Source organism: Clostridium aceticum (assembly GCF_001042715.1).
In the GTDB taxonomy this organism is placed as follows: domain Bacteria; phylum Bacillota; class Clostridia; order Peptostreptococcales; family Natronincolaceae; genus Andreesenella; species Andreesenella acetica.
This window is the reverse complement of record NZ_CP009687.1, coordinates 1,224,067-1,238,795: the sequence shown is the minus strand read 5'-3', so window position 1 is coordinate 1,238,795 and position 14,729 is coordinate 1,224,067. Positions and strand designations below refer to the sequence as shown.

General features: G+C 35.5%; 10 protein-coding genes and 1 pseudogene. 3 read left to right on the top strand and 8 right to left on the bottom strand.

Annotated features, from left to right (window positions below; genetic code table 11):
* Window positions 1–77: 77 nt before the first annotated feature.
* Window positions 78–1,022, bottom strand: coding sequence for a cysteine synthase A (cysK, locus tag CACET_RS05715; protein ID WP_044825429.1), 945 nt, complete (start codon window positions 1,020–1,022; stop codon window positions 78–80).
* A gap of 481 nt (window positions 1,023–1,503) precedes the next feature.
* Here cysK and CACET_RS05710 point away from each other — a divergent pair, with 481 nt between their 5' ends.
* Window positions 1,504–2,757 (top strand): [Fe-Fe] hydrogenase large subunit C-terminal domain-containing protein, encoded by a 1,254-nt coding sequence (locus CACET_RS05710; RefSeq protein ID WP_044825430.1) that lies wholly within the window; start codon window positions 1,504–1,506, stop codon window positions 2,755–2,757.
* Between the two features lie 153 nt (window positions 2,758–2,910).
* Window positions 2,911–3,870, top strand: a complete 960-nt coding sequence (locus tag CACET_RS05705; protein WP_044825431.1) for a M15 family metallopeptidase — start codon at window positions 2,911–2,913, stop codon at window positions 3,868–3,870.
* Between the two features lie 60 nt (window positions 3,871–3,930).
* Here CACET_RS05705 and CACET_RS05700 read toward each other — a convergent pair whose 3' ends face one another.
* The 4 genes from CACET_RS05700 to tnpA form a co-directional block, all read right to left on the bottom strand.
* The gene (locus tag CACET_RS05700; RefSeq protein WP_044825432.1) at window positions 3,931–4,797 is read right to left on the bottom strand and encodes a tRNA 2-thiocytidine biosynthesis TtcA family protein; all 867 of its coding nucleotides are present in this window, start codon (window positions 4,795–4,797) and stop codon (window positions 3,931–3,933) included.
* A gap of 13 nt (window positions 4,798–4,810) precedes the next feature.
* Window positions 4,811–6,997: a DNA topoisomerase III gene (locus tag CACET_RS05695; protein ID WP_044825433.1), complete on the bottom strand. Its 2,187-nt coding sequence runs from the start codon at window positions 6,995–6,997 to the stop codon at window positions 4,811–4,813.
* A gap of 538 nt (window positions 6,998–7,535) precedes the next feature.
* Window positions 7,536–8,633 (bottom strand): RNA-guided endonuclease InsQ/TnpB family protein, encoded by a 1,098-nt coding sequence (locus CACET_RS05690; RefSeq protein WP_201777346.1) that lies wholly within the window; start codon window positions 8,631–8,633, stop codon window positions 7,536–7,538.
* Between the two features lie 4 nt (window positions 8,634–8,637).
* Window positions 8,638–9,036: an IS200/IS605 family transposase gene (gene tnpA, locus CACET_RS05685; RefSeq protein WP_044826404.1), complete on the bottom strand. Its 399-nt coding sequence runs from the start codon at window positions 9,034–9,036 to the stop codon at window positions 8,638–8,640.
* A gap of 101 nt (window positions 9,037–9,137) precedes the next feature.
* Between tnpA and CACET_RS05680 the strand changes: the two are divergent.
* A pseudogene (locus tag CACET_RS05680) lies at window positions 9,138–10,670 on the top strand (ABC-F family ATP-binding cassette domain-containing protein); the annotation flags it as partial.
* A 100-nt stretch (window positions 10,671–10,770) separates the two neighbouring features.
* On the opposite strand, the gene CACET_RS05675 reads toward CACET_RS05680, so the two are convergent.
* The 3 genes from CACET_RS05675 to CACET_RS05665 form a co-directional block, all read right to left on the bottom strand.
* Entirely contained in the window at window positions 10,771–11,040 is a 270-nt protein-coding gene (locus tag CACET_RS05675; RefSeq protein WP_044825435.1) for a hypothetical protein, read from the bottom strand.
* A 194-nt stretch (window positions 11,041–11,234) separates the two neighbouring features.
* The gene (locus tag CACET_RS05670) at window positions 11,235–13,166 is read right to left on the bottom strand and encodes an ABC-F family ATP-binding cassette domain-containing protein (protein ID WP_044825436.1); all 1,932 of its coding nucleotides are present in this window, start codon (window positions 13,164–13,166) and stop codon (window positions 11,235–11,237) included.
* An 86-nt stretch (window positions 13,167–13,252) separates the two neighbouring features.
* Window positions 13,253–14,665: a DEAD/DEAH box helicase gene (locus CACET_RS05665; RefSeq protein WP_044825437.1), complete on the bottom strand. Its 1,413-nt coding sequence runs from the start codon at window positions 14,663–14,665 to the stop codon at window positions 13,253–13,255.
* Window positions 14,666–14,729 lie beyond the last annotated feature (64 nt).

The following is a 14,729-nucleotide window of genomic DNA, read 5'->3' as shown; positions in this document are numbered from 1 at the left end:
TGAAGATTTTCGTTGGCTATCTAAATTGAGGGGGAGTTTTCAGTTTTTAGATGCTTCAACAAACTGAAGCAAATTTATTAAATGTTCTCAACTTCTTCAAAAAGTGGAGTAGATAAATATCTTTCTCCTGTATCAGGTAGTAGTACTACGATATTCTTACCTTTGTTTTCTGGTCGTTTAGCAATTTCTGTTGCCGCATAAACCGCTGCTCCTGAGGATATACCTACTAATAATCCTTCTGTTTTAGCAAGGTTTCTGGTGGCTTCAAAGGCTTCTTGGTTTTTGACTTGGTAAACCTCATCAATAATTTCCGTATTTAAAATACTTGGAACAAAACCTGCTCCGATTCCTTGGATTTTATGAGGTCCTGGCTGTCCTCCTGATAATACTGGGGAATCGGTAGGTTCAACAGCAATGATCTTTATATTTGGATTTTTTTGTTTCAATGCTTCGCCAACACCTGTAATTGTACCTCCTGTACCTACACCACCAACAAATATATCTACTTTTCCATCAGTGTCTCTCCATATCTCTTCAGCAGTAGTTACTCTATGAAATTCAGGATTTGCTGGGTTATTAAACTGCTGTGGTATAAAGGCATTGGCAGTATTAGCCGCCAACTCTTCTGCCTTTTTAATAGCTCCCTTCATACCTTCAACTCCCGGAGTCAACACAAGTTCTGCACCTAGGGCTTTAAGCAAGTTTCTTCTTTCAATACTCATTGTATCTGGCATAGTAAGAATTAATTTATATCCTTTAGCTGCTGCTACAAAGGCTAAAGCAATTCCTGTATTTCCACTGGTAGGTTCGATAATAATAGAATCTTTATTAAGTAATCCTTTTTCCTCAGCATCTTTAATCATAGCATAACCTACTCTATCCTTTACACTGCCTCCTGGATTAAAGTATTCCAATTTCGCAATTAATGTAGCTTCTAACTTCTCTGTTTCATTATAAGCTGCTAACTCCAGTAAAGGGGTATTTCCTATTAAATCAGTTAAATTTTTTGCTATTTTTGTCATATCAAAACCTCCTATAATTTTTTAATTCCGAGTATTCCTATGTGATTATAATAAATAATACTACAATTTATGTATCAATGTCAATAAGTTTCCAAAAATTTATTTTTTTATGTAGTTTTTTTTAATTTACTGTTCTACTGGAAGGATTAATTATTGATTAGGATTTATTCTCTAAATCTTTCCGAAAGTTCGAAAAAACCATTGACTTTCTTCTTAGAAGTTAGTTTTTCTAGTGATTTTGAAGGGAAAAGTAGTCTTTAAATCTCTATCTATTCTCCTAAACTTTTTTGGTGTTTTATGGTATAATTTATATATTAAGGAATACTTATTCCTAGAAGAAAATAGATATAAAAGATTTTATTTTTTTATCAAAGGTAACTTAAATCTACGAAAACTATCTGCTTTATATTATAAATATCTTAAAGACGATTGATTTTAAAAATTGATTTATTTAATTTTTGATAATGAGGAGAGATCGAAAATGAGCAACTCATTCCATTCCGTTATTTTTAAGGAAGAGCTCTGTATTGGCTGCACTCATTGTATAAAAAAATGTCCTACCGAAGCCATCCGAGTAAGAGAAGGCAAAGCAAAAATTATCGCAAGTAAATGTATCGATTGCGGTATGTGTATTAGACATTGTCCCGAACACGCAAAGGAAAGTGTAACAGATTCTTTAGATTGCATTCAGGCTTACAAATATAAAATAGCATTACCAGCGCCTAGTCTTTATGGTCAGTTTGGAGATATGGTAGATCCAGGGCGGGTTGTTTCTGCCCTTAAATCTTGTGGATTTGATCACGTCTTTGAAGTATCCAGGGCAGCTGATGCTGTTTCAGAACTGACCAAGGAGATACTTCTTATCTCTAAAAAAAGACCTTTACTTTCATCTTCCTGTCCTGTTATTGTTACATTATTACAAGTAAGATTTCCTAGCTTGCTAGGTAATATTATCCCTTTAGAATCTCCTATGGAAATAGCCGCTAGAACTGCAAAGTATGAAGCTATTTATGAGATGAATCTAGATCCTTCGGATGTGGGGGTATTTTTTATAAGTCCTTGCCCTGCTAAAGTAACAGATGTTAAAAATTCCTCTAGATGTGCAAAATCTTCCGTTGATGGCGTTATTTCCTTTAGAGAAATTCATGGTGCTATTCTAGCCAATATCGATAAGTATCAAGAACCACAGCCCTTTTATATGTCAGGAGGGGGAATTGGCTGGGCTAGAGCAGGTGGGGAAACCATCTCTTTAGGAATTGATGAATATATTTGTGTAGATGGCGTGGAAAATATAATAAAAATCCTGGATGACATCGAAAATGAAAGGCTTCCCAATATTAAATTTGCTGAACTTCTAGCTTGTACAAACGGCTGTGTCGGTGGAGTAATGACAATTGAAAATCCCTTTATTGCAAGAAATAGAATCCGTAAGTTGTCAGAAAAATACTTTGTTCAAGATCCTTCGCCTAATATTAAAATCAAACATCAAAATATGTTTATAGAAAATAAGATCCAACCTAGGATTATCAAAATCTTCGGTGATAATCTTTCAGAAGCCATAAAAAAAGTAGAGGAAGCGATTCAAATAAAAGAAAATTTACCCATGCTTGATTGTGGAGCATGCGGCTCACCTTCTTGTCAAGTTATGGCTGAGGACATTGTGTTAGGAGAAACTACATTAGATGACTGTATGGTATTATTTAAGAAAAAATTTGCTCATTTAATTGAGAAATGATGAATGAAAAAAGAGGCTGTAGTGAGAGATGTATTTATTATAAAAACATCTCTTTTTTTATGGGGAAAAATATACGGAAAAAATTCTAAAAAAATGAATAGTATTATTTAAAGAAAAGATTGCTGTAATAAAACCTCAAAAGGAAGGTGGGCGATGAAAAAGTATATCATTTTATTATTGTTGATACTAATAGGGATTTTTTCTGTAAAGGCACTAAGTGACTTTAAGAAAACAACGGAAATAGGATCTACTTATACTAGTAAGGAATATGCTGAAACACTGAGAAAAGACCTTTTCTCCCTAATGATGGCCTATCCAGAATATATTGTAGATATAGAAGTAGTAAACAATGATGAAGTCTATCTAGTATTAAAATCTGGCCAAAAACTATTGTATGACGACAAAAAAGAAAAAAGTCCTTCAGAAAAGCTGGAAAACCCAGATTTACAGGATATGATGGAAGAAATATATGTTCTTGGTTCCATTGATAAACTTATGCCTGAAGATTATAATCCTGGTAGATTGAGGGTTTATCCCCTGTTAAAAGGGGTGTATGGAGGACATCAGTCCGAAATAGAGAAAAATCTTACAGGGGTAACAATCAATGGTGCACAGCATCGTTTTAATGGTAATAATTCAGCCGCAGACTTTCTTAAAGATGCTATAGCAGAATTAAATGATTTAGCCCAGCATCACCCTACCCTTTGGGGTTATATGTATCCTATAGGAGGGACTTATAATTTTAGACGTATAGCCAAAACCAATCGATTAAGTCCCCATGCCTTTGGTATTTCCATCGATCTGGCCAGCAATAAAAATGATTACTGGCAGTGGACAACAAGAGCAGAAGGAGAAAAACGTTTGAAGACTTACCCTAAAACCCTCGTAGAAGTAATGGAAAAAAACTTTTTTATATGGGGAGGAAAATGGGGACAGTTTGATATTCTCCATTTTGAATACCGACCGGAAATCATAATAAAGGCTCTATACTTTGGCAATGAGGAAAAACGTCTCTGGTATGAAGACCTTCCCGTAGAGGATTTGCGGGTATCTAACACAATATGGTTAATAGAAGAAAGACTTCAACAGCTTTCTTATACAAGTACACAATAGCCTTACCAATGCATAGTAAACTCCCCTCATCTCATAGGGTGAGGGGAGTTTATTTCTTACTTACTCTTCATGATAATCATCTAAGTAAGAATAGCTTTTTCCATCTTTTTGCCACCCTAGGATTGCTTCCATGTTGACGTTTTGCGTTGCTCTAAAAATGGACCTATCTACACTTTCAAATTTGGTTTTCATCTCTTTTATTAAGGCCTTTACTTCATGTCGTTTTGTCCCAATTTTTTTGGCTGCCACCATACAAGCACAATTTAGAGGCCAAATACCGCTATGATCTATAAAGTCAATGATCGCCTCCTCTTCTACGTGATATAGAGGTCGAATCAGCTCTAATCCTTCAAAGTTTAAGGACTTTAGTTTCGGTAACATGGTGCTAAAATTCCCTGTGTACAACAGATTCAACATTGTGGTTTCGATGACATCATTAAAATGATGTCCAAGGGCAAGCTTATTGCAGCCTAACTCCTGCGCTTTCTTATATAAGGCACCACGCCTCATCTTTGCACACATATAGCAGGGATAATCCTTCGCCACATTGTCTACGATTCTAAAGATGCCGGAATCAAAAACATGAACAGGAATATTTAAATACTGACAATTATCCAGCAGCAACTGCTTAATACTATCATGGTACCCAGGGTCCATCGCAATAAATTCCAGCTGGAAATTATCTCTGCCATGACGTTTTAACTCTTGAAATAATTTTGCCATCAAAAGACTATCCTTACCACCAGAAATAGCTACAGCAATTTTATCCCCATCTTCTATCAATTGAAATTCTTTGATAGCTTTAATAAACTTTCCCCATATATCTTTTCTATGTTTTGTAATAATGCTGCGCTCTATTTCTTGAAGAGATTTTCTATCACTAAGAGGAATCAGTTGCTCGCAACCTTTGCCTGCAATATCACTCATTTTATCACCTCTTTTAAAACTTAAGCTTAGAAAGAGCATCCGCTAAAGCGGTATTAATTGGTTCCTCTGCTTGCTTTTTTTGCTCTTTTAAATATCTAGATACTTCTTTCTTAGAAACCTTATCCCCCGTATTTTTCTTTCTTTCATTAAAGGCAGAAAGTTTTTCTCGATGACCACAGCTGCAGACAAATATCTGACCCTCACCTTCACCTCTTAATTCAAGCTTTTTATGACAGTTTGGACATCTGGCGTTAGTAAGCTTCGCCACAGCTTTTCTATGACCACACTCTCTATCTTGACATATCAACATCTTACCTTTTTTCCCATTGACCTCTAACATGTATTTTCCGCAGTCAGGACACTTGGTTCTTGTAAGATTATCATGTTTAAATACATCTTCGCTATTTTTTATTTCCCGAACAACCGTTTTAGTATACTCTCTCATTTCCTGAATAAAGCTTTCCTTTTTTAGATTACCTTTGGAAATGGCTGCTAGTTTTTGTTCCCATTCAGCAGTTAAAGCAGGAGATTTTAAATCTTCAGGAACCAGCTGTAGTAGCTGTTTGCCTTTAGAGGTAATAAAAATATCCTTGCCTCTCTTCTCAATTAAGAAGGTGTTAAAAAGTTTTTCTATAATATCTGCCCTTGTGGCTACTGTCCCGATACCACCTGTCTCTCCAATAGTTTTAATTAAATCCTTGCTTTCATTTGCCATATATTTTGTTGGATTTTCCATAGCAGAAAGAAGACTTCCTTCATTAAAGGGTGCTGGGGGCTTTGTTTCTCCCTTCGTTTGAAAAACATTAGCTATCTTCAAAATATCCCCTTGTTTTAGATTGGGTAGTAATTGATCTGAGATATCTTCCTGTGCTTCTTCGTCTTCAAAATGATTTTGATAAACTTCCTTCCATCCTGCTGCAATGACCACTTTCCCCTTAGCTACAAAGTTTTCTTCCCCTATTTTAGCTTTTATCGTTGTCTGCTCATACTCAAAGGGAGGATACAGCACTGCAAAAAAGCGTTTAACAACCAGATCATAGATTTTTCTTTCCTTGTCACTCAAGACCCCTAAATAAGCTGGCTCTTCCGTTGGTATAATGGCGTGATGATCCGACACTTTAGCGTTATCTACAAAGGACTTATTTGCTTTTATGGAAGTCTTCAGTATTTTGGCGGCTATAGATGTATAGGGTCCTACACCACATGCTTTTACCCGATCCTTTAATGTATCTACGATATCTGAAGAAATATACCTAGAATCTGTTCTAGGATAAGTCAATAGTTTATGACTTTCATATAGCTTTTGCATAATAGAGAGGGTTTCCTTTGCTGAGTAGCTAAAGATTTTATTTGCATCCCTCTGTAGCTCCGTTAAATCATATAACTGTGGGGCGAAGCTTTTCTTATAAGCTTTATTTACTTCTATAACCTTGGCATCCTTTTTCTCCACTGACATTAGGATTTTATCACATTTATTCTTATCAAAGGTTCTCATATCCTTCGTCTGAGGGTCCTGCCACGTTAGTTTTAACTTATCTGATACAGCTGTAATACCATAAAAACTTCTTGATTTAAAATTTTGAATTTCTTCCTCACGTCTTGCAATCATAGCTAAGGTAGGGGTCTGAACCCTGCCGCAGGAAAGCTGTGCATTATATCTACAGGTCAAAGCTCGTGTAGCATTGATACCTACCAGCCAATCTGCCTCTGCCCTTGCCACCGCCGAAGCATAGAGATTTTCATACTCTTTGCCATTTCTTAATTTACTAAAGCCTTCTTTAATAGCTTTATCAGTAACAGAAGAAATCCAAAGACGTTTCACTGGCTTTTTCACATGGACTTTTTCGATAATCCATCTAGCCACAAGCTCCCCTTCCCTCCCAGCATCAGTAGCTATGACAAGCTCATCAACATCTTTTCTACTGAGCTGTTGTTTTACAACGTTAAACTGCTTGGCACTTTGTTTAATGATCACAAGCTTTAAATGTGATGGCAGCATAGGTAAATCTTCTATTTTCCATGACTTATATTTCTGATCATAGGCCTCTGGGTCTGCCAATGTCACCAAATGTCCTAAGGCCCAAGTAACAATATATTTTTCTCCTTCTATAAAACCATTTCCTTTTTTATGACAGTTTAAAACTCTAGCTAAATCCCTTCCAACAGAAGGTTTTTCAGCAAGTACTAATATTTTTTTCATAACAACAATCCCTTCAAAATAACTGCGATTTATAATATAGACATAGGTCCTTAAATTTTAATATACTAGGGGCTACATTTGCAACCCAAGACTTGAGGCGAGACCGTAGACCGAGTATATTAAAATCTAGTTTTAAAAACGTATGTCTATAACATGCCAAATGAAACATACATACTACATTATAACAAATCCTTCTTTATCTATCTAATATTAACATAAAACACTAATCCTATGAAGTCTTACGTATGAATCTATGATTTTTCCTAAATCTTTCTCATTTTTAGGTGTAATTTTCATGAATATATGATATAATACGCAAAGATTGTCAAATTCTAAGAAGAGGAAGGTAATAACGTGATTACTGTAACAAATGTCAGCTTACGCTATGGAGATCAAAAACTTTTTGAAGATTTGACACTCCCACAGCTAAAGCAGTGGGATTCTTGAGTGATTAAACCGAAGTACATTTCTGCTATCGGAGTATGACCTCAAGCTTAGGGTATGCCATTACCCCTCCTAGAGCAGTACATATAGTACCCTAGGCTAGTAGACTTTTACCATCTACTACAGGTGCATTAATTATATTTATAGCACCTACTCTATCCCTATGTGTTTTAAAACCACAGGAGCATTTATATTTTCTATCTCTTGCTTTATTTAGTTTCTTACATTCAGGGCATATTTGAGAAGTGTATTTAGGATCAACATATTCAACCTTTATCCCCTTCAATAGTGCCTTATACTCTATGAATTGAGCTAGACGATAGAATGACCATGTATGTAGATTTTTTTCGTTTTTACGGCTTGTTCTTGCCGTGTTTCTGATATTCGTTAATTTTTCAAGCCGAATATCAGAAACATTATTATTTACTGCAAAATTAATTATTTCTCTACTTACTTTGTGGTCTTGGTCTGTCATCCAACGTTGTTCTTTATCATCAAGCTTTTTAATGACTTTAAGCTTCTTGGCTTTTCCAAGTTTTTTACGTTTCGCTTTATATTTACGTTTGACGTATTTATTTTGCCTACCGTTTCCAAAAAAAAACGTTTTTCCTGAATCGGTTACAGCTACAGCAGGAACTTTTAGGCCTAAGTCAACACCCATTACAACATCACCTTTAACTATATGAGATACTTTTTCAACACTTATTTGAGCGATATATTTATTGCTTTTCTTAGTTATACGCAATGCTCCCAAATGACCTTCTAGTTGTTTTAGCTGATAGTCTGTCATGATAGTTCTAGTTTGAATACGCTGCGATTTCCCATCTATAATAACGGGAAAACTGAGAATACCGTCTTTAAGTGAATAATTTTGATTATTCCATATACAGACAGGTTTTTTAAGGGTAGCTACATTGATTACTTTTTGTTTATCAGTAGGCAGTTTGGAATTAGCCTTGATAGCTTTCTTGTACTTAGTACAGATACTTTTGGCATCTCTAATAGATTGATTTTTCACTGCACTTGGCATATTTGCAAAAACATCTTTAGATGATAGCTTTACTCTTTCTCCTGATTGGAGCGTAGATGAAACAAGGCTATTAACAGTATGGATATATTCTTTTGATATAGATTCTATTAGTTGTACTTGTTCTTTTGTCAAAATAATATTAAATTTTACTGTTATCTGCATTGTTTCACCCCCTTGTTTTTTGTTCTTCAACATATCGTTTTATAGTTTCACTTGATACATTTCCTGCGGTAGATACAAAATAGCTTCTTGTCCAAAGACTTGGCAAATGTCGCAGATGTTTAAATTCCTGCCTTAATAATCGAGAAGTCACTCCTTTCACTTTTGCCATTATGTCTGCTGGACTTAAATGAGGAAGTGCATTGACAAAAAGATGGCAGTGGTCTTTATCACATTCTATTGCCAAAATTTCTATTTCAATGTCTTTACAAATCTCATTGAGAAGCTGTTTAAATTTTATTTCAACTTCTCCAACTAGAACTTTACGTCTGTACCTTGGACAGAAAACAAAATGATAGTTTATTAAAGATACTGTTGTTTGTGTTCTTCTATAATCTTGTCCCATATATTTATAGTATCAGTTTTAAACTGAAACTGCAACAAGAAGATTAAAAGAAACGCCTTTCATCCCACGATTGAAACCGTGGGCTTTCAGGCGAATTTACTGTAAATATAAAATTCACTCCCGGTAATTGCTACGGTGTTATAGGGGCTAATGGTGCGGGAAAAAGTACTTTTTTAAAAATCTTATCTGGTGAGATTGACCCAAACACTGGAGAAATAAGTATTCCCTTTGGTGTACGTATGTCAGTTTTAAAGCAGGATCATTATCAATATGATGCCACACAAGTATTAGAAACTGTTGTCATGGGTAATGCAAGACTTTACGAAATCATGAGGGAAAAAGATGCTATTTATGCAAAGGCAGACTTTACTGATGAAGATGGTATAAGAGCCTCCGAGTTAGAGGGGGAATTTGCAGAGCTTAATGGATGGGAAGCTGAAGCAGAAGCTTCTTCTCTGCTGCAGGGGCTTGGGATTAAAACAGATCTGCATGATAAAAAAATGAGTGAGCTTTCAGGTGCTGAAAAAGTAAAGGTCTTGTTGGCACAAGCTTTATTTGGAAAACCTGGAATTCTGATTCTAGATGAGCCTACCAACCACTTGGATATTAAGTCTATCAACTGGTTACAGGAATTTTTAATTCAGTTTGAAGGGACAGTGATTGTTGTTTCCCATGATAGACATTTCTTAAATCATGTATGTACTCATATTACGGATGTAGACTTTGGTCAAATTAGGTTATACATGGGGAATTATGATTTTTGGTATGAATCAAGCCAATTAGCTCTTCAAATGATGAAGGATCAAAATAAAAAGAAGGAAGAAAAAATCAAAGAGCTTCAAGAGTTTATTGCACGTTTTAGTGCAAATGCTTCTAAGTCCAAGCAAGCTACTTCAAGAAAAAAGTTGTTGGACAAAATATCTATTGATGATATTCAACCTTCTACCAGAAGATACCCTTATGTAGGTTTTACACCTTCAAGAGAAGTAGGTAATGAAATTCTAACTGTAGAGAACCTAACTAAAACCATTGATGGAAAAAAGGTACTGGACAACGTCAGTTTTAGAGTGAATAAAGGGGACAAAATTGCATTTGTGGGAGAAAGTGAAATTGTTAACACTACTCTATTCAAAATATTGATGGGGGAAATGGAGACAGATAGTGGAGAATATAAGTGGGGCGTTACCATCACCAATGCGTATTTTCCTAAAGACAACTCCCAGTTTTTTAACGATGTTGACCTTAATTTAGTAGACTGGTTACGTCAGTTTTCTGAGGAGAAATCTGAAAGCTATCTTCGTGGTTTCTTAGGTAGAATGCTTTTTTCAGGAGAAGAGGCTTTAAAACAAGCCAATGTGCTTTCTGGAGGAGAAAAAGTACGCTGTATGCTTTCTAAGATGATGTTAAGTAGTGCCAACGTCTTAATCTTAGATCAGCCTACAAACCACTTGGATCTTGAATCTATCACCGCTTTAAACAATGGTCTTAAAGATTATAAGAGTAATATTCTTTTCACATCCCATGACCATGAATTTATTCAAACCATAGCTAATAGAATTATTGAAATTACAGATTCAGGAGTAATTGATAAAGTAATGACCTATGATGAGTATTTAGAGACTAAAAACCTATAATTAGTGATACACAACTTTAAGGAATCCTAGAGACATAAAAATAGTGGCCAATGCCCCTCAGCATTAGCCACTATTTTCTATGTATAAGCTTGTATTCTATCTATAATGCCTCTGAACTGCAAAGGCGTTTTTTATCATTACAGGTTCGACCACATTTACTGCATACGTGGGTAGCGTCTTTTACTATTTTTTTATAATCCATTAAGTTCTCCTTTAACTCTTTCTTTTTAAGTTTACACAGCTTTTTTTGTCTCCCATCCTTATCCTCCTCAATGTAAAAATACGCTGTATTTATTAGGGCTTCATTATTACAATTACATGCATCCGCTACGCCAAGGGGACACTGGCACATAAAAAACATACGTGCCAAACAAAACGTCCCCATGACTTGCTTAAACGTCCCCATGACTTGCTGTAAGAAATATTTATAATTGATAATTTTTATCACACTTTCTTTTATACCATTATAATAGAAAATCTAAACTTTGTCACTGATGAATAAATAACTTTTTGCAAGTTAAAAACCATACTAGTCTTTGTAGTATGGTTTTAGCTTTTTGCATATCACTTATTTTGCTTTTTTCTTTCAATCTCATCTGCTAGGTCATTAAGATATACCCATCTTTCCATCTTTTCCTCTAGCTGCTTTTCTAACGCTTCTTTTTCTGTCAGTAGCTGTTGCAAAAGTGTATAGTCCGCAGATGTTTCATTAATTTTCTCTTCTTTTTCTAATATCTTTTCTTCAAGTTCAGCGATAATATCATCTATTTCTGCATATTCCTTCTGTTCTTTAAAAGAAAATTTTAATGGTCTTTCTTTTCTTTTGTTAAGATCCTCTTCCTTCGCTGTATTTTGGGCTTTGACGTCAACTTCTCGAGACTTATTTGCTGGAGGATTCACGGTTTTTTCTGTTTTATTGATGGCCTGCTTTGCCTTGAAATCTGAATAATTTCCTGTATACTCGATAATTTGTCCCTGATTTTCAAATGCAAATATTTTCTCTGCTACTCTGTCCAAAAAGTACCGATCATGTGAAACAGAAAGCACTGCTCCTGGAAAATCCTCCAGATAGTCTTCTAATATGGTTAGGGTTTCTATATCAAGATCGTTGGTAGGTTCATCCAAGAAGAGGACATTTGGTGATCCCATTAACACCCTAAGCAGATACAGCCTTCTCTTTTCTCCACCAGAAAGCTTTGCTATAGGTGTCCATTGCAGATCTGAAGGAAATAAAAATCTCTCCAGCATCTGTGAAGCAGTTATTTTATCTCCTTCTGCTGTTGTTACATACTCCGCTACTTCCTTAATGTATTCTATTACCCTTAAATCTTCTTCCATATGTTGATTTTCTTGAGCATATACGCCGATCTTTACAGTTTCCCCTATTTCTATATTACCACTATCTGGTTGAAGTCTACTGCTCATGATATTTAAAAGGGTTGATTTCCCCATACCGTTTGGTCCTACAATCCCAATCCTGTCATTTCTAAGCAAGGTGTAGCTAAAATCATCTATCACCTTTGTACTGTCAAAGGATTTGCTTATATGCTGCATTTCAATTACTTTTTTACCCAGGCGAGTTGATGCCACCGATATTTCTACTTTTTCATCAGTGATATAATCATCTGTTTCATTGAGCTTTTCAAAACGCTCTATACGGGCTTTTTGTTTGGTGGTTCTTGCTTTTGCACCTCTTTTTATCCAAGCTAGTTCTTTTCTCAGCAGATTTTGTCTTTTTTTCTCACTGGCTGTTTGAATTTGTTCTCGTTCTAGTTTTTTTTCTAAAAAAATGCTGTAATTGCCCTTATAAAGATAAATGTTTCCTTTATCTAACTCCAGCATCTCATTTACAACTCTATCTAAAAAGTATCTATCATGGGTAATCATTAAGAGAGCACCTTTTCTCTTATTAAGATACTGTTCTAACCACTCAATGGTATCATTGTCAAGATGATTGGTAGGCTCATCTAAAATTAACAGTTCCGAAGGGTTAATCAAGGCTGATGCAAGAGCAATCCTTTTTCTTTGCCCTCCTGACAGTATACCTACTTTAGCATTATAATCAGTAATACCCAGCTTGGTTAATATCATTTTTGCTTCACTTTCTATATTCCATGCCTCCATTGTATCCATGTCATGGGTAAGTTTTATGATCTTTTCATTAGGTGTATTAGGATCATGAATCGCTTCTTGATATTCTCTGATCAGTGTCATCACAGGTGAGTTTCCCCTAAATACCTGCTGCAATACTGAAGCCTCTGGATCAAAATAAGGGTTCTGAGGAAGGTATTCTATCCTAACAGTATTTCCTTTGATGACTCTTCCTTCATCTGGTATCTCCAGTCCTGCAATAATTTTTAATAAAGTAGTTTTCCCTGTACCATTGACCCCTATTACCCCTATTTTGTCCCCTTCATTGATACCTAGATTAACCTTATCTAATAATTGCTTCTCACTATAGCTTTTTGAAATGTTTTCTGCACTTAAAAGATTCATTTTATTTCCTCTCTCTATGACCATTTGTTATTCTATTTTCTTTTATAACATATTAGAGAGAAAAGAGCAAATACTTTCCTATAAATCTAATATCTTGAGGATTTCCTAGTATTTTTATTTCTAGATCTTGAATCCTTGCCAGCGGGCTTTCCTCCTGATTTAGGCTTCTCTTTAAAGCTACTGCGATTCTCATCACCTCTATTGTTTTTAAAGCTCTTTTTACTATCGGTACCTTTGCCTTTGCCAAATTTCTTATCTTTAGAATAATTTTTATCTCTAAAGTCATTGCTTTTCTTATGTTTTCCCTCTCTAGCATCTTTAGTATCTCTTGTATCTCTTGTATCTCTTGTGTCTCTAGTGTCTTTTCTGTTTCTTTCTTGTTTTTCCTCATCTGATTTTTGTCGCTGAATCTTCATGTCTATTCCTTTTTCTATGATACTCAAATTGTGCTGATCCTTGGGTGTCACAAAGGTGATGGCCATTCCCCGCTGTCCCGCACGACCTGTTCGCCCTATACGATGAATATAGGCTTCAGCATCTTGAGCTATATCATAATTGAATATATGTGTTACACCTTCTATATCTAGCCCTCTAGCCGCCACATCTGTGGCTACAAGAAGTTGTATCTCTGCTTTCCTAAAAGCCTTCATCACCTTTTCACGCTTTGCTTGGCTTAAATCTCCATGCAATTCATCTGAAGCGTAACCACCCTGTATAAGTGCTTCATTTAAAGCGCTGGCACGACGTTTTGTACGGCAAAAAATAATAGCTAAAAAGGGATTATGCTTACCAAGAGCTTCAAACAATGCATCTTGTTTACGTCTATCGGTGGTTTCAATAACAAGTTGTTTGATCTCATCTAAGGTTATTTTTTCACTCTTCACCCGTATATGAACAGGTTTATTCATGTATTGGGCAGCTAAATTATGTATTTCCTTTGGCATAGTGGCAGAAAACAGCATGGTTTGACGGTTTTTTGAGGTTTGGTGTATGATTTCTTCTACTTCTTGTAAAAATCCCATATGAAGCATCTGGTCAGCCTCATCCAACACCAACATCTTTAATTGACGAAAATCGATGGTTCTTCTTCTAAGATGGTCTAAAAGTCTTCCCGGCGTACCAATTACCATATGTACATCCTTTTTTAGTCTCCGAATCTGTTTTTCCACATCTTGTCCACCATAGGCTGCTAATACATTGATCCCCTTAGCTGAGATCAATTTTTTAGCTTCGTTTGTGATCTGAAGTGCTAATTCTCTGGTAGGCGTCATGATTAAAGCCTGTATAGAAGACGTTTTTGTGTCAATATTTTGCATGATAGGCAGCATGAAGGCTAGGGTTTTTCCAGTGCCTGTTTGGGCTTGAGCGATCACATCCTTACCTGTCAAAAGTGGTGGAATAGTCTGTGACTGTATAGGAGTTGGTTCAACAATACCATTTTTATTTAATAAATTCTCTAATTCCATATCGATTCCAAGGTTAAAAAAGTTTTTTCTCATATTGATTTCCTCTCTTGTTTTTAATTGTTTTCATTATTATTGGTAACAACAGCTTAGTTCATTC